Below are 21,082 nucleotides of genomic sequence, written 5' to 3' on the forward strand. Positions count from 1 at the left end.
GGGACGATTCTGAATGTTGAATAGGGTGATGGGAAGCCATCATCGGTCCGTCTAAACACAAGGTGCGATTTTTGGCCCTCTAGGCTAACCTGCCTCGATGTTTACGAGGTTGACTATGCACATTCATATTCTGGGTATCTGCGGCACTTTCATGGGTTCGATGGCGGTTCTGGCCAAAGAGCTGGGCCATCGTGTGACCGGCTCCGACGCCAACGTCTATCCACCGATGAGCACTCAGTTGGAAGCTCAGGGTATTGAGCTGACGCAAGGCTACGATCCGGCCCAACTCGATCCGGCACCGGACCTGGTGGTGATCGGCAACGCCATGTCCCGCGGCAACCCGGCGGTCGAATACGTGTTGAACAAAGGTTTGCCTTACGTCTCCGGCCCGCAATGGCTGGCCGACCACGTGCTGCAAGGCCGCTGGGTACTCGCCGTTGCCGGCACCCACGGCAAGACCACCACCAGCAGCATGCTCGCCTGGGTGCTGGAACACGCCGGCATGAGCCCGGGTTTCCTGATCGGTGGCGTGCCGCAGAATTTCTCGGTGTCGGCCCGCCTGGGCGATACGCCGTTCTTCGTGATCGAAGCCGACGAATACGACAGCGCCTTTTTCGACAAGCGCTCGAAGTTCGTGCACTACCGCCCACGGACCGCGATCCTCAATAACCTTGAGTTCGATCACGCCGACATTTTCCCCGATCTGCCGGCCATCGAGCGGCAGTTCCACCACTTGGTGCGTACCATCCCGAGTGAAGGCCTGGTAATTCACCCAACCACCGAGCCGGCCCTGCAGCGGGTGATCGAGATGGGCTGCTGGACCCCGGTGCAAACCACGGGGGCGGGCGGGCAGTGGCAGGTCAAGCTGTTGAGTGAAGATGGCTCCCGTTTCGAAGTGATGTTCGAAGGCGTCGCGCAAGGCGTGGTCGACTGGGACATGACCGGTCAACACAACGTGGCCAACGCCCTGGCGACGCTGGCGGCCGCTCGTCATGTGGGCGTGGTTCCGGCCATGGGCATCGCTGCATTGAGCGCGTTCAAAAGCGTGAAGCGTCGGATGGAAGTCGTGGCGCAGGTTAACGGCATTACCATTTACGATGACTTTGCCCACCACCCGACCGCCATCGCCACCACCCTTGACGGCCTGCGCAAACGCATTGGCGACGCGCCGTTGATCGCGATCATCGAGCCGCGCTCCAACTCGATGAAGCTCGGCGCACACCGTGACGGTTTGCCGGAAAGCGTGGTCGATGCCGATCAGGTGATCTGGTATGCCCCGGCCAACCTGGGCTGGGACCTGGCCGGTACCGCCACGCAGTGCACGGTGCCCTCGATCGTCAGCGACTCGCTGGAAGGCATCATCGAGCGGGTCAAGAGCCAGGCCCGGCCAGGCACTCATGTGGTGATCATGAGCAACGGCGGCTTCGGCGGCCTGCACGGCAAACTGGCCGAGGCGCTTAAATGAACAACGGTCCGGACCGTGTCACGCTGGCCATGACCGGCGCCTCTGGCGCCCAGTACGGCTTGCGGCTGCTTGACTGCCTGGTGCGTGAAGACCGGGAGGTGCATTTCCTGATCTCCAAGGCCGCGCAACTGGTGATGGCCACCGAGACCGACGTCACGCTGCCAGCCAAGCCGCAAATGATGCAGGCCTTCCTCACCGAGTACACCGGTGCGGTGGCCGGGCAGATTCGGGTCTACGGCAAGGAAGACTGGATGTCGCCGGTGGCCTCGGGCTCTGGCTCGCCTGCGGCGATGGTGGTGGTGCCGTGTTCCACCGGGACGTTGTCGGCAATCGCGACGGGCGCCTGCAACAACCTGATCGAGCGCGCCGCCGACGTGACGTTGAAAGAGCGTCGGCAGCTGATTCTGGTGCCGCGCGAGGCACCGTATTCCAGTATTCACCTGGAAAACATGCTCAAGCTGTCGAACATGGGCGTGACCATTCTTCCCGCGTCACCGGGTTTCTATCACCAGCCGCAGACCATCGATGACTTGGTGGACTTTGTCGTGGCACGGATCCTCAATGTGCTGAACATCCCGCAAGACATGCTGCCGCGCTGGGGCGAGCACCATCTCAGCAGCGATGAATAAGCTGCTGGCAATTCTGCTGGCATTGCAACTGACCGGCTGCGCCACCGTGCGCACCCTGGACGCCGCCAAGCCGGGAGCGCCGCTGGTGTACTCGGGAACCCGACTCGATCTGTATGTGATGCAGGGCGGATGCTGCGCGATGGACCGGTTTGGCGCTGAAGCGCCGAGCTATCCAGGCCTTGATTTGCCGGCTAGCGCACTGCTCGACACGTTGCTGTTGCCGTTGTCGGTCTTGACGGTACTGGGCGTTGGGTTTCAGGCGACGGGCGGATTGTAGCGGCTGGCGCACGCTATGACAGATCGTTCCCACGCTCCGGCGTGGGCATGCGGCAATGGACGCTCTGCGTTCGCTTTGGCGCGCGGAGTGTCAGGGGCTGCATTCCTTTGCTGCGTGTGGGAGCGATCTGCGTGACACTACTTGCCTAACTTGCGCAACTCATCCGATTCGACAATCCGCACGCCATCCTGTTCTTCCAGCGCCAGGCGCCACATGGCGCGGGCCAGTTGACAGGCTTCGATGCCGTGGTACTTGCCGGGAAGCAGCCGCGACAACGGGCCGGCAACTTTCTCGGCCAGGCGTGGCTCCAGCCGTTCGCCCAGCAGCAGGGAAGGTCGGCAGATGGTCAGTTGCGGCCAGTCCTGGGCGCGCAGGGCCTGCTCCATTTCACCTTTGACGCGGTTGTAGAACACCGATGATTTTGGATCGGCACCCAAGGCGCTGATCACGATCAGGTGCCGTGCGCCCATTTCTCGCGCGCGTTTGGCGAAGGCCACCACCATGTCCAGGTCAACGGCGCGGAAGGCCTGTTCGGAACCGGCCTTCTTGATGGTCGTGCCCAGGCAGCAGTAGGCGGTATCGACCCGCCCGCTGAGCTGTGGCAGGAATACCGTCGGCTCGCCGACCGGGTTTTCAAGGTGGGGATGTTCGGCCAGTGGCCGGCGTGAGGGTGCCAGCACGCGGCTGACAGTCGGCTCACTGAGCAGGCGATCAAGCAAATGTTCACCGGTCAGGCCGGTGGCTCCAGCGAGCAGTATGTGCTGAGGCGTCAAGTACATAGTGTTTCTCCCTTGATACTGTTCAGCTTAGTTGCTCTTTGTTTCCTTGCTGTCCGAGGCGGCACTTTGCAGGGCTTTTCTTGCTTGCTGCTTGCGCAGGGCTTGCCAGCGCGCCACAACGCCCTTGGGCGCCCAGATCTGTGGTTCGGAGGCTTCGAAATTGTCCGCCAGTTCGCGTTCGGCGACCGTTGCCTTGGCCAGCTTGAACGCTTGCTCCAGGTCGTCGCTTCGGTTCAGGGCCTGGGCGAACAGGGCATCGCCGAAGTAAGTGAAGTCCGCTTCCTCCGAGCAACCGAAGGACACCCGGTCGGCGCGGGAGGCGGTCATGATCAGGGTGCGTTCGTCTTTGAGCGCCGGGATAAAACCGCCGGAATAGCAGGCGGAAATCACGATGATCTTGTCGCGGTTTTTCAGCGGGGCCAGCACGCTGGCCAACTCATCGGCCGGCAGGTCGGCCAGCTCCATGCGAGGCTGGTCGAGTACCAGTTCGTGCTCTTGAGTGCCATGGCTGGTCAGGTAGATGAACAGCACGTCTTCCGGGCCGCTGCGTTCGGCCAGGGTCAGGGCGGCGCGGCGCAGGTTCTCGCGGGTGGCCATCGGCCGGTCACCGAGGTGCTCGCGATGATTGACCAGGCGGATCTGGCCGTAGGCGCCGAAGCGGCTGGCGAGCATGTTGCTGACGTAATCGGATTCGCGCAGGAACACGCTCTGCTTGCCATCGCCGCCCAGTGTCAGGCTGTACAGCTCGATCGCAGGTGATGAGGCTGGCACATTGGCCAGTGCCGCTTCGAGCAGCCGTCCTTGCGCGAGCAGCCCCAGTTCGAGGGTATCAGGCAGCAGTTTGCCATCGGCATCGCGTACGCGTTGACCGTTGATCCACTCACCGCTTTGCACCGTGCCATCGGTCAGCACCAGGGTGCCATGCCCCTGATAACTGTCATTGCCGAACTGACCGATGTAAAAACTGCCGTCGGCCAGGTTCAGGCGACCCTGCCCGGTGAAGCGCCAGTCGCTGAAGTGGCCGATATAGTGGCTGTTGTCAGCGCCGATCAACTCGCCCTTGCCATTGAGGGCGCCTTCCTTGAACTGGCCGATCCAGACATCGCCGTCGGCGTTTTCGTAGCGACCCTTGCCATGTAGCTGATTCTGTTTGAAACCGCCGGCATAGGCGTCGCCTTCAGCGCTGCTGAAGGTGCCGTTGCCGTCCAGCTGGCCATCGACGAAATGCCCACTGAACTGATTGCCGCTGGCATCGCTGCGCTGGCCTTCGCCATTGGGTTTGCCATGGGCGAATTGGCCCTGGTACTGGCTGCCATCTTCGAGCTCCAGGCGTCCGAGGCCGAAATACTGATCGGCCTTGAACTCGCCGCGGTACGTCATGCCGCTTTCCTTGAGCGTGCCCTCGCCCTCGCGTCGACCCAGTTTGAAACCGCCGGTGTAGCTGCTGTCCTGGGTGATCAGCGTGCCCTGGCCATGGAACAGGCCCTGGTGGAAGCCGCCACGATAGACCTCGCCATTGCTGCCGTGCCATTCGCCCTGACCATGCCACTGGCCCTTGTCGAACTGGCCGGCATACCAGCTGCCGTTCGGGTAGTCGATGCGACCCTCGCCTTGCAGCAAGCCATTGACCAGATCGCCCCGATACCGACCACCATCGGGCAGCCGTGCGTCAGGCGGCAACAGCGATTCGCCGTCGCCACATGCGGTGAGCAACAGGGTCAGTGCAAGAGGTGCAAGTGAGCGCATAGCAGGATCCGGGCAATTAGGCGACCGAGTATGCCGCAGCTATGTGTCTGATATATAGAGACGCGGTGCGAAACAGCTACAGCCGCCTCGCACCTGACAAGGGTTACACGAACGCCAGCGACAGCGATTCAGCGACGTATGCCGGTTTTTCCTGGCCTTCGATTTCCAGCGTGGCGATGGCCTTGAGCAGCCACTGGCCGGGTTTCTTCTCGGTCACTTCTCCCAGCTCGACCTTGAGGCGAACCCTGGAATTGACTTTCACCGGTTGGATGAAGCGCACGCTGTCCAGGCCGTAGTTGACTAACATCTTCGCGCCTTGCGGCAGGATGAGGATGTCTTCCATCAGTTTCGGAATCAGTGACAGCGACAGGAATCCGTGGGCAATCGTGCCGCCAAACGGGGTTTGTGCTGCCTTGACCGGATCAACGTGGATGAACTGAAAATCGCCTGTGGCTTCAGCGAACAGGTTGATGCGTTCCTGATCGATGGTGAGCCATTCGGAACGTCCGAGTTCCTTGCCGACATAATCATTGAGCTCTGCAACTGGAACATAGGGCATTGAGACTCTCCTTGAGTTCATCACTTTTATAATTTTTGAGTGGGGGCCGGGGCCCGAACAACCACTTTAGATCATCATGGCGGTTTGTTCCGGTCAAGCTTCCATACCTTTGGCGAATACCCATGCATAGCAGATGCCATGCTTATAATGTCCGGCCCGCTTGTGGGGGGACAAGTTTTGCTGGAGATGTCGAATGTTGCTTCGCGGCCTGACCTGGCTGGTGCTGTTTCAGTTGCTCGGTACCGCCATCAACCATCTGTTTGTGCCGGTGTTGCCGGGGCCGATCGTCGGTCTGCTGCTGTTGCTGGTGTTCTTGATCATTCGCGGTGAAGTGGGCGAGCCGTTGAGTCTGGCGGCGGGCAGTCTGCTGCGTTATCTGCCATTGCTGCTGGTGCCACCGGCAGTGGGTGTGATGGTGTATGCCGCCGATATCGCCGCCGATTTCTGGGCCATCGTCGGCGCGCTGGTCCTGTCGCTGCTGTTGTCCATGGCCTTTGCCGGTGTGTTGATGCAACGCATGGTCAAGCGTCAGGCGCAACGGGAGGACAGGCCATGATGGTGGATTGGCAAGGTGCATTGGCGGCGGTCATTCATCATCCGTTGTTCGGCATCGGGATTACCCTGGGGGCCTATCAACTGGTGCTGGCGGCATTCGAGAAAACCCGCCGGATCTTTCTGCAGCCGGTGCTGGTCTCGATGCTGCTGGTGATCGGCGTGCTGCTCGCCTGTGGGTTGACCTACGCCGAGTACCGTAAAAGTACGGAAATCCTCAGCATCCTGCTGGGACCGGCGACCGTCGCGCTGGCGGTACCGCTCTATCTCAATCTGCGGCGGATTCGCCAACTGTTCTGGCCAGTGTTTACTACGCTGGTGATAGGTGGCGTGGTCGCCACCGGCATGGGGGTGTTACTGGGCTGGTGGTTTGGCGCCGAGCACATGATCCTGATGACCATGGCGCCGAAGTCGGTGACCTCGCCGATCGCGATGCTGGTGGCCGAGCAGATTGGGGGTGTGGCGGCGTTGGCCGCGGTGTTCGTATTGATTACCGGGGTGATTGGGGCGATTTTCGGTCCGGCCCTGCTGACCCGGCTGGGTGTCCATGGACCCGAGGCGCGTGGCATGGCGTTGGGCATGACCGCCCATGCGGTAGGCACTTCGGTGGCCTTGCAGGAAAGTGAAGAGTGCGGTGCATTTGCCGCGTTGGCGATGAGCCTGATGGGCGTGGCCACGGCAGTGCTCCTGCCGTTGGCGGTGTCGATGGTGGTTTAAGGAAATCTTTATGAGTCTGGCGCTTTTCCCTCTGAACACGGTGCTGTTCCCTGGTTGCACCCTCGATTTGCAGATTTTCGAGGCGCGCTACCTGGACATGATTGGCCGCTGCATGAAACAGGGCGAAGGCTTTGGCGTGGTGTGCATCCTGGAGGGCGAGGAAGTCGGTGCTGCCGCCAGCGGCTGTGCGGTTTTCGGATGCGAGGCACGGATCACCGATTTCACCCAGCAGGACAACGGTTTGCTGGGGATTCGTGTGCAGGGCGGGCGACGCTTTCATGTGCTGGGGGCCGACATCCGTCAGGATCAGTTGATCGTCGCAGACGTCGAGTGGCTGGAAGAAGCGCCGGAACAATCGTTGCAGGATGACGATGCCGATTTGATTGCCTTGCTCAAGGCATTGGCTGAACACCCGATGGTCGAGGCCCTGAATATGGGCGGCGAGGTCTCAGGCCGGCAATCGCTGGCCAATCAGTTGGCCTATCTGCTGCCGTTCTCGGAGCTGGACAAGATTGACTTGCTGCAACTCGACGACCCGCAGCAACGCCTGGATGCGATTCAGGCATTGCTGGACAAGTTGCAGGGAGAGTTGTTTGTCTGATGTTTTGTCAGTAGGCATACCGCTCTATCGCATGGGGTAAATGCCACAACGCGAAGAATCCGAACAATGCCACCATCGTTGGCAATACCAGCCACCAGGCTTTTGCCGGCATCGCCTCCAGTGGTGCCTGGCGTTGACTCAACCACAGGCTGGCGGCGCAGACACAGGCCGCTAGCATGGCGCCAGCCAGCACATCGGTCGGCCAGTGCGCCCCCAGATAAACGCGCGACAAGGCAATCGTCAGGGCTGGCAAGCAGCCGAGCAGTAGCCAGGTCAGGCGCATCCGCTGCGGTTGGCCGCGACCGGCCAACACGGCCAGGGTCAGGAACAGCGCAAACGAGCCGGAGGCGTGGCCGCTGGGCATGCTGTAGCTGGTCAGCGGGTCGCTCAGCACTTCCGGGCGCACGCGGGCGAACAGGTGCTTGGTGCCAGTGTTGGCCAGCGCGGTGATCAGCAGGGTGGCACCGGCGAAGATCATGTGTCGCCATTGTCGAGTGACCAACAGCAGGATCGTCAGCGCTGCGCTGATCACCAGCATGTGCTTGAACTCACCGAGCTGGGTGAACATCACCGCCAGTTCATCCAGCAAAGGGCTGCGATGTTCCTGGACCAGTGTCATCAAGCCCTGGTCGAAGGCCGTGAGGTGCGAGTAGCCGATAAACAGTCCGCCCAGTATCACCAGGCTAAGGCCGGAAATCAGCAGGGTGGCCCGGCGATGGCTGCGCAAGCTGCTGTTGATGCTCAGGCCGATCAATACCGCAATGCTGCCGACCACCAGCCCGGCCTGTGGCCAGAATCCTTCGGGCAATGGCAGGCGAATGGCGGCTCCGGTGGCCCAACCCGGCAGCAGGTAAGCCACTGCCCAGCCCGCGCCAGCGAGCAGGCTCACCGCAAAAAAGCGCGGGAAGGGCATGTCGAACATTCCGGCTACCATGGGCAGCATCGGCCGTAATGGCCCGATAAAACGCCCGACCAGCAGGCTGGCGATCCCGTAGCGCTGGAAATAGGCTTCGGCGCTGCCGATCCATTCGGGGTGGTGGCGTAGCCCGGGCAGGCGTCGGATGTTCTGGTGGAAGTGCCGCCCCAGGAAGTACGACACCACGTCACCCAGCATGCCGCCGAGAAAACCCAGCAGCAGGGTTTCGCCCAATGACAGGGCGCCACTGCCGGCCAGTACCGCCACGGCAAACAGCAGCACGGTGCCGGGTACGATCAGGCCGGCAATCGCCAGGCACTCGACACAGGCGACGATGAATACCGCAGCCGCCAGCCATTGCGGGTTTGCCGTCAACCAGACGGTCAGGCTATCGAGCCAAGGGCCCATAGAGACACTCCATTATTTTTCGTTGTCCGCAGGGCGGTGGTTCAGATCAGCAAATAGTCGCGGCCTTCGACCTGGCCCCGGCGCAGAGGGTTCCGCGTGCAGTAGGGGGCATAGGCACTGTCGACGAAGCGATACATCAGGTGTTCGTCACGGCCATGGGGGATGCCCAGGCGTGTGGTCTGAATAACACGATTGGGCGGCCTGCCGATGTCTTCGACAAACAGCACTTCATGGTCGAAGCGCTTGGCATCCCAGTTCGGTACCTTCAACCCCAGTGCCTTGCACAGCAGCGTCTGGCCGGCGCAGAGCTTTTGCGATGCGCGTGGCCGGCCATTGGTATCGGGGTTGTTGAGTAGCATCTGGGCCAGGCTTGCCGGCCCGGATACGTCATCGACCCAAGGGTAGGCCGACTTGATCAGTACCGCATTGCCCGGCCCGTGCGCGCTGAAGTTCAATGAGTCACCGCCCCGGGCGTAGTACATATAGATGTGACCTCCATCCAGAAACAAAGCCTTACGCTTTTCTGTGTAGCCGAGGGAGGCGTGGCTGCCTTTTTCATCACAGTAATAGGCTTCGGTCTCGATAATGCGCGCCGAAAGCCACAGATCGCCGACCCGATGACGGATCACTTTGCCCAGCAGCTCACAGGCCAGCAGTTGGGCGTCGCGGTTGAAAAAGCTGTCGGGCAGGGCTTTTGGCAGCTTCGGAGTGCTCGGCTTGGGCATGGGGGCAGCGTTATAGAGACCAAATATGACGTTATGATAACAACGACGGCCTTAATCGAGGCTGAATGCTGTCTATTTTGACCATCCGCCCGTCACCGCTGTTAGTAGGAGAGCGCGGCAGCTATAATCTTCCGTTTCCTCTTTGCCAAGACCACACCAGACCATGACTGAGTCCGTTCTTGACTACATGACCCGATTGGGTCGCGCTGCCCGCGACGCTTCCCGCGTGATCGGCCGTGCCAGTACCGGGCAGAAAAACCGTGCCCTGCTGGCGGCTGCCAGCGCGCTGGATGCCGCTCGCGACGAGTTGACCGCCGCCAATGAACTTGACCTGGCCGCTGGCCGGGCCAATGGGCTTGAGCCGGCCATGCTCGAACGTCTGGCCCTGACCCCGGCACGCATCGATGGCATGATCGTCGGTTTGCGTCAGGTGGCGGCGTTGCCCGACCCGGTAGGCTCGATCCGCGACATGAGTTATCGGCCGTCAGGTATCCAGGTCGGCAAGATGCGCGTGCCCCTGGGTGTGGTGGGAATCATCTATGAGTCGCGGCCGAACGTGACCATCGATGCCGCGAGCCTGTGCCTGAAGTCGGGTAACGCGACCATCCTGCGCGGTGGTTCCGAGGCGATTCACTCCAACCGTGCCATTGCCGCCTGCATTCAGCGCGGCCTGGCCGAGGCCGGCTTGCCGGCGGCCGTGGTGCAAGTGGTCGAAACCACCGACCGCGCCGCCGTTGGCGCGCTGATCACCATGCCCGAGTACGTCGACGTGATCGTGCCGCGCGGCGGCAAGGGCCTGATCGAACGCGTCAGCCGCGATGCCCGCGTGCCGGTGATCAAGCACCTGGACGGCATCTGCCATGTCTACGTCAGTGCTCACGCCGAGCTGGCGAAGGCCCAGCGCATTGCGTTCAATGCCAAGACGTACCGCTACGGCATCTGCGGCGCCATGGAAACCCTGCTGGTCGACCAGGCGGTCGCCAAGGACTTCCTGCCGGCCATGGCTGCCCAGTTCCGCGAAAAAGGCGTTGAACTGCGTGGCTGCGAGCGTACCCGCGGCATCATCGACGCCGTGGCGGCGACCGAGGAAGACTGGAACACCGAATACCTGGCGCCGATTTTGTCGATCCTGGTGGTCGATGGCCTGGACCAGGCGATTGAACACATCAACCATTACGGCTCGCACCACACCGACTCGATCGTCAGCGAACACCAGGGCGAGGCCCGGCGTTTCGTGGCCGAAGTCGATTCGGCGTCGGTGATGATCAACACGCCAACCTGCTTTGCCGATGGATTCGAATACGGATTGGGTGCCGAGATTGGCATTTCTACTGATAAGCTGCACGCCCGCGGCCCGGTGGGGCTCGAAGGTCTGACCTGCGAGAAGTACATTGTGGTCGGTGATGGCCAGTTGCGCGGTCAGGAGTCGGTCTGACTTGGGCGACCTCGGCAAAAGCGCCGCTGCGACTGCCCTCGAACCTCGGCCTCGGCGCATTGGTGTCTTGGGCGGGACCTTCGATCCGGTGCACGTTGGCCATTTGCGCGGTGCGCTGGAAGTGGCCGAGTCATTGACGCTCGATGAGGTGCGCCTGACGCCCAGCGCCAGGCCGCCACATCGGGATACGCCGCAGGTATCGGCGCTTGACCGTCTGGCGATGGTCGAATGCGCGGTAGTTGGGGTTGCACCGTTGAAGGTGGACGACCGCGAGCTCAAGCGCGACAAACCGTCCTACACTATCGACACCCTGGAGCTGATGCGCGCGGAACTCGCCGCTGACGACCAGTTGTTTCTGCTTTTGGGCTGGGACGCATTTTGCGGCCTGCCCACTTGGCACCGCTGGGAAGAGTTGCTCCAGCATTGCCACATCCTGGTGCTGCAACGCCCGGATGCCGACAGCGAACCGCCGGATGCCTTGCGCAACCTGCTGGCAGCGCGCTCGGTGAGCGACCCGCTGGCCCTTGATGGGCCGAGTGGACAGATTGCATTCGTCTGGCAGACACCGCTCGCGGTATCCGCCACCCAGATCCGTCAACTGCTGGCCAGCGGTAAGTCGGTACGTTTCCTGGTGCCCGACGCGGTCCTGGCCTACATCGATGCGCACGGGCTTTACCGTGCGTCGAACTGAATAGGAGTGCTTCAAGGCACGTGGCAACAACGTGTATTGAAGCGCCCGAACATACGAGCAAAACGAGTTTTATATGACTGACAAAGACGTAACTAAAGTAAAGCGCAAAGGCACGTTCAAGAGCGCCCCGCTGCCAGTAGAGGCTGCCACCGGCCCGGCGCTTGCCGGCGAAGCGCTGGTCAAGGTCTCCGTGGCGGCCCTGGAAGACGTCAAGGCCCAGGACATCCTGGTGATCGACGTTCGTGAAAAGCAGAGCATCACTGACTACATGATCATCGCGACAGGTACTTCCAACCGTCAGATCGGCGCGATGCTGGACAAAGTCCGCGAAGCGGTCAAAGCCCAGGGCGTCAAGCCGCTGGGTGAAGAAGGCAAGGGCGACAGCGACTGGGTGCTGCTGGACATGGATGATGTCATCGTGCACATGATGACCTCCAATGCCCGCCAGTTCTACGACCTGGAGCGTCTGTGGGAAGGTGCCGAGCAGAGCCGTGCCGCCGATGGCAAGCACCACAGCCCTGAAGTCGGCCACGAGCACTTCACCAAGCTCAACAAAGACCAGCAATAAGGGCTCGCTGTGCGACTGCGACTGATCGCCGTCGGTTCACGCATGCCCAAGTGGGTGGAAGAAGGCTGGCATGAGTATGCCAAGCGTCTTCCTTCCGAGCTGGCGCTTGAACTGGTGGAAATACCGCTCAATACCCGTGGCAAGAATGCTGACGTGGCGCGTTTCATTCGCCAGGAAGGCGAAGCCATGCTGGCCAAGGTCGGCCCCAACGAGCGCATCGTCACCCTCGAAGTCCATGGCAAGCCGTGGAGCACGGAGCAGTTGGCCGTGGAACTCGATCGCTGGCGGCTGGACTCACGCACGGTCAACTTCATGGTCGGCGGCCCCGAGGGGCTGGCGCCGGAAGTGTGCGCGCGGGCGGATCAGCGCTGGTCGTTGTCGCCACTGACCTTGCCGCACCCGCTGGTGCGGATCCTGATCGGTGAACAGCTGTATCGTGCCTGGACAGTCTTGTCCGGCCACCCTTACCACAAGTAGTTCTACGCGCTCATGTCTCAGCCGATCCGCATCAAGGACCACGAAAAAGACGCCCGTCTGGTGCGTAGTCGCGTCGTGTTCGGCGCCATTGCGGTCGTGGTGCTGATCTGCGTGCTGATCGCGCGGTTGTATTACTTGCAGGTGATTCAATACGAGTACCACTCGACCCTGTCGGAAAACAACCGTGTCCACGTTCAGCCGATTCCGCCGACCCGCGGCTTGATCTTCGACCGTAATGGCGTGGTGATTGCCGATAACCGGCCCAGCTTCAGCCTGAGCATGACGCGCGAACGCTCCGGCGATTGGCAGCAAGTACTCGATGTAATCGTCGAAGTGCTGCAGCTGACACCCGAAGACCGGGCGATTTTCGAAAAGCGCATGCGCCAGGGGCGCCGGCCTTTCGAACCGGTGCCGATCCTGTTCGAACTGACGGAAGAGCAGATTGCCCGCATTGCGGTCAATCAGTTCCGCTTGCCAGGCGTTGAAGTGGTTGCGCAGTTGGTGCGTCACTACCCGCAGGGGGCGCATTTCGCGCACTCGGTCGGGTACATGGGGCGGATCAACGAAAAAGAACTCAAGACCCTCGACCCGGTGAACTACAGCGGTACCCATCACATCGGCAAAACCGGTATCGAGCGCTTCTACGAGCCTCAACTGCACGGGCAGGTCGGCTACGAAGAGGTCGAGACCAACGCCCGTGGCCGTGTGTTGCGGGTGCTCAAGCGTACCGATCCGATTCCCGGCAAGGACATCATCCTGAGCCTGGACATCAAGCTGCAGGAAGCCGCCGAGGCGGCACTGGGCGGGCGTCGTGGCGCGGTGGTGGCACTGGATCCGAACACCGGCGAAGTGCTGGCGATGGTCAGTCAGCCCAGTTTCGACCCGAACCTGTTCGTGACCGGCATCAGTTTCAAGGCCTACGCCGAGCTGCGTGATTCCATCGACCGGCCGTTGTTCAACCGCGTGCTGCGCGGCTTGTACCCACCGGGTTCGACCATCAAGCCGGCCGTGGCGATTGCCGGGCTGGACGCCGGCGTGGTGAGCGCCTCGTCCCGGGTTTACGACCCGGGCTACTACCAGCTGCCCAATTACGATCACAAGTACCGCAACTGGAACCGTTCGGGTGATGGCTATGTGGATCTGGACACGGCGATCATGCGGTCCAATGACACCTATTTCTATGACCTGGCCCACAAGCTGGGGATTGATCGGTTGTCGGCGTACATGAACAAGTTCGGTATTGGCCAGAAGGTCTCACTGGACATGTTCGAAGAGTCGCCAGGCCTGATGCCGTCCCGCGAGTGGAAGCGCGCCACCCGTCGCCAGGCCTGGTTCCCGGGCGAAACCCTGATTCTGGGGATCGGCCAGGGCTACATGCAGTCGACTCCGTTGCAACTGGCGCAAGCCACGGCACTGGTGGCGAGCAAGGGCAAATGGATCCGTCCGCACCTGGCCAAGACCATCGAGGGCGAGAAGCCGGTGGATGAAAACCCGATCCCGGACATCATCCTGCGCGATCCAGCGGACTGGACCCGGGTCAATCACGGTATGCAGCAAGTGATGCACGGCGCCCGTGGTACGGCGCGTAAAGCGGCCATCGGTTCGCAGTACCGGATCGCAGGCAAGTCGGGTACCGCCCAGGTGGTGGCGATCAAGCAAGGCGAGAAGTACGACCGCTCCAAGGTCCAGGAACGCCACCGTGACCACGCCTTGTTCGTCGGCTTTGCCCCGGCCGACAACCCGAAAATTGTGGTGTCGGTGATGGTCGAGAACGGTGAGTCCGGCTCTGGCGTCGCGGCACCGGTGGTGCGACAGGTCATGGACGCCTGGCTCCTGGACCAGGACGGCCGGCTCAAACCTGAGTTCGCCAGCCCTATCAGCGCGGAGGCTACGGCCCGTGAAGAGTAATTTTGATCGCATCCTCTCCAGTGAAGATGTGATGCGTCGTCGCGCGACACTGCTGCAACGCCTGCATATCGACGGCCCGTTGCTGATCCTGCTGTTGATCCTCGCCGCCGGCAGCCTGTTCGTGCTGTATTCGGCCAGCGGCAAGAGCTGGGACCTGCTGGCCAAGCAAGCCACGTCCTTCGGCATTGGCCTGGTGTCGATGATCGTGATCGCCCAGTTCGAGCCGCGGTTCATGGCACGCTGGGTGCCACTGGGCTATGTGGTCGGCGTTGTGTTGCTGCTGGTGGTGGACATCATGGGCCACAACGCCATGGGGGCAACGCGCTGGATCAACATTCCCGGGGTGATTCGCTTCCAGCCCTCGGAATTCATGAAAATCATCATGCCGGCGACCATTGCCTGGTACCTGGCCAAGCGCAGCTTGCCGCCGCAACTCAAGCACGTTGGTATCAGTCTGCTGCTGATCGGCGTGCCGTTCATCCTGATCGTGCGTCAGCCGGACCTCGGGACCTCGCTCCTGATCCTTGCCGGCGGTGCTTTTGTGCTGTTCATGGGCGGGCTGCGCTGGCGCTGGATTGTCAGTGTGCTGGCCGCGGCGGTACCCGTGGCGATTGCCATGTGGTTCTTCGTCATGCACGACTACCAGAAGCAGCGCGTGTTGACCTTCCTCGACCCGGAAAGCGATCCGCTGGGCACCGGCTGGAACATCATTCAGTCCAAGGCCGCCATCGGTTCCGGTGGCGTATTCGGCAAAGGCTGGCTGCTGGGCACCCAGTCGCACCTGGACTTCCTGCCGGAAAGCCACACCGACTTCATCATCGCGGTAATGGGCGAGGAGTTCGGCCTGGTGGGCATCTGTGCCTTGTTGCTGGTTTATCTGTTGTTGATTGGCCGTGGGCTGGTGATTACCGCCCAGGCGCAGACATTGTTTGGCAAATTGCTGGCCGGTGCGCTGACGATGACGTTTTTTGTTTACGTTTTCGTCAACATCGGTATGGTCAGTGGCCTGTTGCCAGTGGTGGGGGTGCCGTTGCCGTTCATTAGCTACGGCGGAACTTCGCTGGTAACGCTGCTGTCAGCGTTTGGGGTTTTGATGTCGATCCATACCCATCGTAAGTGGATCGCGCAAGTTTGAATAAGGTGAAGATTTCAATGCAAGTAATGCGTGGCTGGGCGACTCGATACGCACCCTGGGTCGGCCTGGTAAGCATCCTTGGCACGGCGCCGCAGGCGCTGGCCGGCGAATATGAAGGCTCGCCCCAGGTGGCCGAATTTGTCGGTGAAATGACCCGCGACTACGGCTTCGCCGGAGAGCAGTTGATGGGCGTGTTCCGTGAGGCGCAGCGCAAGCAGTCGATTCTCGACGCGATCTCACGGCCCGCCGAGCGGGTCAAGCAATGGAAAGAATATCGCCCGATGTTCCTCACGGATGCGCGAATTGCCCGCGGCGTGGACTTCTGGCGTCAGCATGAGGCCGTTCTGGCCCGTGCCGAGCAGGAATACGGTGTGCCGGCCCAGGTGATCGTCTCGATCATCGGTGTCGAGACCTTTTTTGGTCGTAATACCGGCAACTATCGGGTGATCGACGCCTTGTCGACCCTGGGTTTCGACTACCCTCCACGTGCCGAGTTCTTCCGCAAGGAGTTGCGTGAATTCCTGCTGCTGGCCCGGGAAGAGCAGGTCGACCCGCTGACGCTCAAGGGGTCGTACGCCGGCGCCATGGGGCTGCCACAATTCATGCCGAGCAGTTTCCGCGCCTATGCGGTGGATTTCGACGGCGATGGCCACATTAATATCTGGACCAACGCCGACGACGCCATCGGCAGCGTTGCCAGCTACTTCAAACGCCACGGCTGGGAAGCCGGGCAGCCGGTGGTCAGCCGCGCCGAAGTGCGTGGCGATCAGGTTGACGAAGGTTTGACCGTTGGCATTGAGCCGGTGAAAACCGTCGGGGAGTTGCGAGCCCTGGGCTGGTCGAGTCATGATGCGCTGCGCGACGATATGCCGGTCACCGCGTTTCGTCTGGAAGGCGACAATGGCCCGGAATACTGGATGGGCTTGAAGAATTTCTACGCGATCACGCGTTATAACCGCAGCGTGATGTACGCCATGGCCGTACATCAGTTGTCTGAGCAGTTGGTCCAAGCACGGGGCGTCAAGTAATGCTGGCATCGCCAATCCGCACACCCTTGAAGCTGGTGGCTTTTGCTGCGTTGTCGATGCTCGTGGCCAGTTGTTCGACGAGTCGCGCGCCGCAACCCAAGGCTCCGGCCGCGGCACGCCCCGCGCCGGGCCTGGACATCAACCGCGCCCACAAAGACGGCGCGCCGTGGTGGGATGTGGACGTTTCACGCATTCCCGACGCGACACCGACCCTGCACACCGGCGCCTACAAGGCCAACCCTTACACGGTACTGGGCAAGACGTACTACCCGATGCCCGAGTCCAAGCGCTATGTCGCCACGGGCACGGCGTCCTGGTACGGCACCAAGTTCCATGGCCAGAACACGGCCAACGGCGAGGTGTATGACCTGTACGGCATGAGTGCGGCCCACAAGACGCTGCCGCTGCCCGCCTATGTACGCGTCACCAACCTGGACAACCATCGTACGGTGATCCTGCGGGTCAACGATCGCGGGCCGTTCTACTCCGATCGCATCATCGACTTGTCCTATGCGGCGGCGAAGAAGCTCGGTTATGCCGAAACCGGCACGGCGCGGGTCAAGGTCGAGGGCATCGATCCTCAGGAGTGGTGGGCGGCCAAGGGCCAGCCGGCGCCGCTGATGCTCAAGGAGCCACAAATCGCGCAGAATAGCGCCCCGGTCATCACCGCTTCCGCCGGCAAGGTTGAACAATGGACGCCGCCGCCGCAGCAACACGCGGCCGCCGTGATACCGGTGCAGCTTGAAACAAAGAAAAACGCTTCGCTAGCAGCCTCTGGCCAGTATCTGCAGGTGGGCGCGTTCGCCAACCCGGACGCTGCAGAGCTCCTGAGATCGAAGTTGAGCTCGATGGTGAGCGCTCCGGTGTTCATCAGCTCCATCGTGCGTAATCAACAGACGCTGCATCGGGTTCGCCTGGGGCCAATCGCCTCCCAGGGTGAAGTTGCCCAAGTGCAAAACAGTGTGCGCCTGGCCAATCTCGGTTCGCCGAGCCTGGTGACGGCCGAGTAAGCAATGCTTGATTCAAGGTTCACTTGCGGTGTGAGGGGTGAACCTGGTTGTTGGCTCGTTGTAGAACAAGAACCCGGCAAGGGTCGCAGAGTGAACAACTGAACACGCGACAATCCTCAGGCCTTGTGCGGTGAAGGTTGTCAGATTAGTTTTGCCCGCAAGGGCAAGTTTCCATTAGCGATTTCGAGAGACGGATGAACATCACCACCTTTGCCAAACGCCTGTTCCTGCTAGTCCCGCTGCTCCTCTCACCGGCCGCCTTCGCGGTCGAGATGATGCCGTCGCCACCGCAATTGGCCGCCAAAGCCTATGTGCTGATGGACGCCAGCAGCGGCAACGTGCTTGTCGAGAACAACGGTGACCAGCGTCTGCCGCCCGCCAGCCTGACCAAGCTGATGACCGCGTACATCGCGACGCTGGAAATCCGTCGTGGCCAGATCGGTGAAAACGATCCGGTGACCGTCAGCGAAAACGCCTGGCGTACCGGCGGTTCGCGGATGTTCATCAAGGTCGGCTCCCAGGTCACTGTCAGCGACCTGCTGCACGGCATCATCATCCAGTCGGGCAACGACGCCAGTGTTGCGCTCGCCGAGCACATCGCCGGCAGCGAAGACGCCTTCGCCGACATGATGAACAAAACCGTTGGCGACCTGGGTATGACCAACAGCCACTTCATGAATCCGACCGGCCTGCCAAACCCTGAGCACTACTCGTCGGCTCACGACATGGCTACACTGGCTCGCGCGATCATTCACGAAGATCCGGCTCACTACGCGATCTACTCGCAGAAAGAGTTCTTCTGGAACGGTATCAAGCAACCGAACCGCAACCTGCTGCTGTGGCGTGACAAGACCGTCGACGGTCTGAAAACCGGTCACACCGACGAAGCGGGCTACTGCATGGTGTCCTCGGCGGTACGTGATGGCATGCGCCTGATCGCCGTGGTGTTCGGTACCAACAGTGAAACCGCTCGTGCGGCCGAAACCCAGAAGCTGCTGACCTACGGTTTCCGCTTCTTCGAAACCCAGACCTTCTACCAGAAAGGCGCCGAGCTGGCTCAGGCTCCTGTCTGGAAGGGCACCACCAACCAGGTCAAGGCCGGCCTGGCACAAGACCTGACCATGACCCTGCCAAAAGGCCAGCTGAAAAAGCTCGCTGCCAGCATGACCATGAATCCACAACTGATCGCGCCGATCGCCAAAGGCGACGTGATTGGTAAAGTCGAAGTCAAACTGGACGACAAGGTGGTGCACAGCGCTGACCTGATCGCGCTGGACGGGGTCGACGAAGGTGGTATCTTCCGCCGCATGTGGGATAGCATCCGTCTATTCTTCTACGGCTTGTTCAACTGATTAGTGTGGACCTGCATGGCCCCGCTCCCATCCGGAGCGGGGCCATGTCCGTTGCCACGGCTTACGAGGCCGTTACGCCATGACAGATACCGAAGTAAAGGCGCCAAAGATCGAATTCCCTTGCGAGGATTACCCGATTAAGGTGATCGGCGATACCGGTGTGGGCTTCAAGGACAAGATCATCGCGATCCTGGAGAAGCACGCCACCGTAGACCACAAGACCCTGGCCGAGCGCCAGAGTACCAATGGCAAGTACACCACCATCCAGTTGCACATTATCGCGACCGGCCAGGAACAGCTCTACGACATCAACAGCGAGTTGCGCGCGACCGGTTTCGTGCACATGGTGCTGTGATGTCCGAACCGCTGGGCTTTCGCGAGCTCGGCCAGCTGGCTTACGAGCCGGTCTGGCATGCCATGCAACGTTTTACCAATGAGCGTGGCAGCGAGCGGGCCGATGAAATCTGGCTGGTCGAGCACCCGCCGGTGTTCACCCAGGGGCAGGCCGGCAAGGCTGAACACCTGTTGCTGCCCGGCAATATTCCGGTGGTGCAGGTCGACCGGGGTGGCCAGGTGACCTACCACGGTCCGGGCCAACTGGTGGCTTATTTGCTGCTGGATGTACGCAAGCTGGGGTTCGGTGTGCGTGACCTGGTCAGCCGGATGGAGCAGTGCCTGATCGAACTGCTGGCCAGCTACGGCGTCACCGCCGTGGCCAAGGCCGATGCGCCGGGCGTCTACGTCAACGGTGCGAAAATCGCTTCTCTGGGACTGCGGATCCGCCACGGTTGCTCCTTTCATGGCCTGGCCCTGAACGTGGATATGGACCTTGAGCCGTTCCGACGGATTAACCCCTGTGGCTACGCTGGGCTGGCAATGACCCAGCTGCGTGACCATGCAGGGCCGATTGAATTTGCCGAGGTAAGTGCCCGGCTGCGCGCGCAGCTCGTCAAACACCTCGACTATGCTGAGCAGACGACCCTAACGGGCGGAATCGACTGATATGACTACTGATGCAGTGCAAACCATGATCCCGACGCTCGATGTCACCGAGCGTCCGGCCCCGCGTGCCAAGGTTGAAGCCGGCGTCAAGCTGCGCGGCGCCGAGAAGGTTGCACGTATCCCGGTGAAGATCATTCCGACCACGGAACTGCCGAAAAAGCCTGACTGGATTCGCGTGCGCATCCCGGTGTCCCCGGAAGTCGACCGGATCAAGGCCTTGCTGCGCAAACACAAGCTGCACAGCGTCTGCGAAGAAGCGTCCTGCCCGAACCTGGGCGAGTGCTTCTCCGGTGGTACCGCAACCTTCATGATCATGGGTGACATCTGCACCCGCCGTTGCCCGTTCTGCGACGTCGGCCACGGCCGTCCGAAGCCACTGGACGTCAACGAACCGGAAAGCCTGGCCATCGCCATTGCTGACCTGCGCCTGAAGTACGTGGTGATCACCTCGGTGGACCGCGACGACCTGCGTGACGGCGGCGCCCAGCACTTCGCCGACTGCATCCGCGAAATCCGCAAGCTGTCGCCGAACGTGCAGCTCGAGACCCTGGTGCCGGATTACCGCGGCCGCATGGACATCGCGCTGGAAATTACCGCCGCCGAGCCGCCGGATGTGTTCAACCACAACCTGGAAACCGTGCCACGCCTGTACAAGGCGGCGCGTCCGGGTTCGGACTATCAGTGGTCGCTGACCCTGCTGCAACGCTTCAAGCAGATGATGCCGCACATCCCGACCAAATCCGGGCTGATGCTGGGCCTGGGCGAGACCGACGAGGAAGTCATCGAAGTCATGAAGCGCATGCGCGAGCACGACATCGACATGCTGACCCTGGGCCAGTACCTGCAACCGTCCCGCAGCCACTTGCCGGTGCAGCGTTTCGTGCACCCTGACACCTTCGCCTGGTTCGCCGAGGAAGGGTACAAGATGGGCTTCAAGAACGTCGCGTCCGGCCCGCTGGTACGCTCTTCGTACCACGCCGACGAGCAGGCGAAGCTGGTCAAGGCCGAGCTGATGTCGTCCTGATCCGGTACGCCCGCAAGACCTGAAAAGTCTTGCGGGCGTTCTTTGTTGTGCTGCCCGCTGCCACACCAGCCTGTTCCC

At 61.4% G+C, this 21,082-nt stretch carries 23 protein-coding genes; 18 read left to right on the forward strand and 5 right to left on the reverse strand.

Annotated features, from left to right (window positions below; genetic code table 11):
• Positions 1-115 precede the first annotated feature (115 nt).
• The 3 genes from mpl to CKW07_RS13720 are packed head-to-tail and all read left to right on the forward strand — an operon-like array spanning position 116 to position 2,371.
• A complete protein-coding gene (mpl, locus tag CKW07_RS13710) occupies positions 116-1,465 on the forward strand; it encodes a UDP-N-acetylmuramate:L-alanyl-gamma-D-glutamyl-meso-diaminopimelate ligase (protein ID WP_095145386.1) in 1,350 nt (449 codons plus the stop codon).
• Positions 1,462-2,094, forward strand: a complete 633-nt coding sequence (gene ubiX, locus CKW07_RS13715; protein ID WP_095145387.1) for a flavin prenyltransferase UbiX — start codon at positions 1,462-1,464, stop codon at positions 2,092-2,094. The genes mpl and ubiX overlap by 4 nt, the downstream gene beginning before the upstream one ends.
• Positions 2,087-2,371 (forward strand): YceK/YidQ family lipoprotein, encoded by a 285-nt coding sequence (locus tag CKW07_RS13720; RefSeq protein ID WP_095145388.1) that lies wholly within the window; start codon positions 2,087-2,089, stop codon positions 2,369-2,371. The genes ubiX and CKW07_RS13720 overlap by 8 nt, the downstream gene beginning before the upstream one ends.
• A gap of 137 nt (positions 2,372-2,508) precedes the next feature.
• Here CKW07_RS13720 and CKW07_RS13725 read toward each other — a convergent pair whose 3' ends face one another.
• The 3 genes from CKW07_RS13725 to CKW07_RS13735 all read right to left on the reverse strand — a co-directional run bounded on the left by CKW07_RS13725 (position 2,509) and on the right by CKW07_RS13735 (position 5,455).
• Positions 2,509-3,150, reverse strand: coding sequence for an oxidoreductase (locus CKW07_RS13725; protein ID WP_095080567.1), 642 nt, complete (start codon positions 3,148-3,150; stop codon positions 2,509-2,511).
• Positions 3,151-3,177: 27 nt separating this feature from the next.
• Positions 3,178-4,896, reverse strand: a complete 1,719-nt coding sequence (locus CKW07_RS13730) for a C13 family peptidase (RefSeq protein WP_095145389.1) — start codon at positions 4,894-4,896, stop codon at positions 3,178-3,180.
• A 103-nt stretch (positions 4,897-4,999) separates the two neighbouring features.
• Entirely contained in the window at positions 5,000-5,455 is a 456-nt protein-coding gene (locus CKW07_RS13735; protein ID WP_095080571.1) for a MaoC family dehydratase, read from the reverse strand.
• A 193-nt stretch (positions 5,456-5,648) separates the two neighbouring features.
• Between CKW07_RS13735 and CKW07_RS13740 the strand changes: the two genes are divergently transcribed.
• From CKW07_RS13740 to CKW07_RS13750, 3 genes are read left to right on the forward strand one after another with little or no spacing between them, the layout of a single operon-like run.
• Positions 5,649-6,011 (forward strand): CidA/LrgA family protein, encoded by a 363-nt coding sequence (locus CKW07_RS13740; protein WP_095145390.1) that lies wholly within the window; start codon positions 5,649-5,651, stop codon positions 6,009-6,011.
• Between the two features lie 2 nt (positions 6,012-6,013).
• Positions 6,014-6,724 (forward strand): LrgB family protein, encoded by a 711-nt coding sequence (locus CKW07_RS13745; RefSeq protein WP_176465322.1) that lies wholly within the window; start codon positions 6,014-6,016, stop codon positions 6,722-6,724.
• 10 nt (positions 6,725-6,734) lie between these two features.
• Positions 6,735-7,325: an LON peptidase substrate-binding domain-containing protein gene (locus CKW07_RS13750; protein ID WP_095145392.1), complete on the forward strand. Its 591-nt coding sequence runs from the start codon at positions 6,735-6,737 to the stop codon at positions 7,323-7,325.
• Between the two features lie 7 nt (positions 7,326-7,332).
• On the opposite strand, the gene CKW07_RS13755 is transcribed toward CKW07_RS13750, so the two are convergent.
• Positions 7,333-8,649: a bifunctional DedA family/phosphatase PAP2 family protein gene (locus CKW07_RS13755; RefSeq protein ID WP_095145393.1), complete on the reverse strand. Its 1,317-nt coding sequence runs from the start codon at positions 8,647-8,649 to the stop codon at positions 7,333-7,335.
• 41 nt (positions 8,650-8,690) lie between these two features.
• The gene (locus CKW07_RS13760) at positions 8,691-9,374 is read right to left on the reverse strand and encodes a DNA-3-methyladenine glycosylase (protein ID WP_095145394.1); all 684 of its coding nucleotides are present in this window, start codon (positions 9,372-9,374) and stop codon (positions 8,691-8,693) included.
• Positions 9,375-9,537: 163 nt separating this feature from the next.
• Here CKW07_RS13760 and CKW07_RS13765 point away from each other — a divergent pair, with 163 nt between their 5' ends.
• The 12 genes from CKW07_RS13765 to lipA all read left to right on the forward strand — a co-directional run bounded on the left by CKW07_RS13765 (position 9,538) and on the right by lipA (position 21,004).
• Positions 9,538-10,809: a glutamate-5-semialdehyde dehydrogenase gene (locus CKW07_RS13765; protein WP_095145395.1), complete on the forward strand. Its 1,272-nt coding sequence runs from the start codon at positions 9,538-9,540 to the stop codon at positions 10,807-10,809.
• On the forward strand, positions 10,778-11,500 hold the full coding sequence (gene nadD, locus CKW07_RS13770) for a nicotinate-nucleotide adenylyltransferase (RefSeq protein ID WP_371850655.1): 723 nt from the start codon (positions 10,778-10,780) through the stop codon (positions 11,498-11,500). Before CKW07_RS13765 ends, nadD begins: the two co-directional genes overlap by 32 nt.
• 73 nt (positions 11,501-11,573) lie before the next feature.
• The gene (rsfS, locus tag CKW07_RS13775) at positions 11,574-12,068 is read left to right on the forward strand and encodes a ribosome silencing factor (RefSeq protein ID WP_095145396.1); all 495 of its coding nucleotides are present in this window, start codon (positions 11,574-11,576) and stop codon (positions 12,066-12,068) included.
• Positions 12,069-12,077: 9 nt separating this feature from the next.
• The gene (gene rlmH, locus CKW07_RS13780; RefSeq protein WP_003185785.1) at positions 12,078-12,545 is read left to right on the forward strand and encodes a 23S rRNA (pseudouridine(1915)-N(3))-methyltransferase RlmH; all 468 of its coding nucleotides are present in this window, start codon (positions 12,078-12,080) and stop codon (positions 12,543-12,545) included.
• A gap of 12 nt (positions 12,546-12,557) precedes the next feature.
• Positions 12,558-14,453, forward strand: coding sequence for a penicillin-binding protein 2 (gene mrdA, locus CKW07_RS13785; protein ID WP_095145397.1), 1,896 nt, complete (start codon positions 12,558-12,560; stop codon positions 14,451-14,453).
• Positions 14,454-14,484: 31 nt separating this feature from the next.
• Entirely contained in the window at positions 14,485-15,588 is a 1,104-nt protein-coding gene (gene rodA, locus CKW07_RS13790) for a rod shape-determining protein RodA (protein ID WP_176465323.1), read from the forward strand.
• Positions 15,589-15,605: 17 nt separating this feature from the next.
• On the forward strand, positions 15,606-16,616 hold the full coding sequence (gene mltB, locus CKW07_RS13795) for a lytic murein transglycosylase B (protein ID WP_095145399.1): 1,011 nt from the start codon (positions 15,606-15,608) through the stop codon (positions 16,614-16,616).
• Positions 16,616-17,626, forward strand: coding sequence for a septal ring lytic transglycosylase RlpA family protein (locus tag CKW07_RS13800; protein WP_095145400.1), 1,011 nt, complete (start codon positions 16,616-16,618; stop codon positions 17,624-17,626). The genes mltB and CKW07_RS13800 overlap by 1 nt, the downstream gene beginning before the upstream one ends.
• A gap of 194 nt (positions 17,627-17,820) precedes the next feature.
• Positions 17,821-18,978: a D-alanyl-D-alanine carboxypeptidase family protein gene (locus tag CKW07_RS13805; protein ID WP_095145401.1), complete on the forward strand. Its 1,158-nt coding sequence runs from the start codon at positions 17,821-17,823 to the stop codon at positions 18,976-18,978.
• Between the two features lie 79 nt (positions 18,979-19,057).
• The gene (locus CKW07_RS13810) at positions 19,058-19,333 is read left to right on the forward strand and encodes a DUF493 domain-containing protein (protein ID WP_095080600.1); all 276 of its coding nucleotides are present in this window, start codon (positions 19,058-19,060) and stop codon (positions 19,331-19,333) included.
• On the forward strand, positions 19,333-19,980 hold the full coding sequence (gene lipB / locus CKW07_RS13815) for a lipoyl(octanoyl) transferase LipB (protein ID WP_095145402.1): 648 nt from the start codon (positions 19,333-19,335) through the stop codon (positions 19,978-19,980). Before CKW07_RS13810 ends, lipB begins: the two co-directional genes overlap by 1 nt.
• Position 19,981: 1 nt before the next feature.
• Positions 19,982-21,004 carry a lipoyl synthase gene (gene lipA / locus CKW07_RS13820; RefSeq protein ID WP_095145403.1) on the forward strand — a complete coding sequence of 341 codons (1,023 nt, stop codon included), beginning with the start codon at positions 19,982-19,984 and terminating at the stop codon, positions 21,002-21,004.
• Positions 21,005-21,082: the final 78 nt, after the last annotated feature.

It is taken from the genome of Pseudomonas sp. Irchel s3b6 (assembly GCF_900187415.1).
GTDB lineage: Bacteria > Pseudomonadota > Gammaproteobacteria > Pseudomonadales > Pseudomonadaceae > Aquipseudomonas.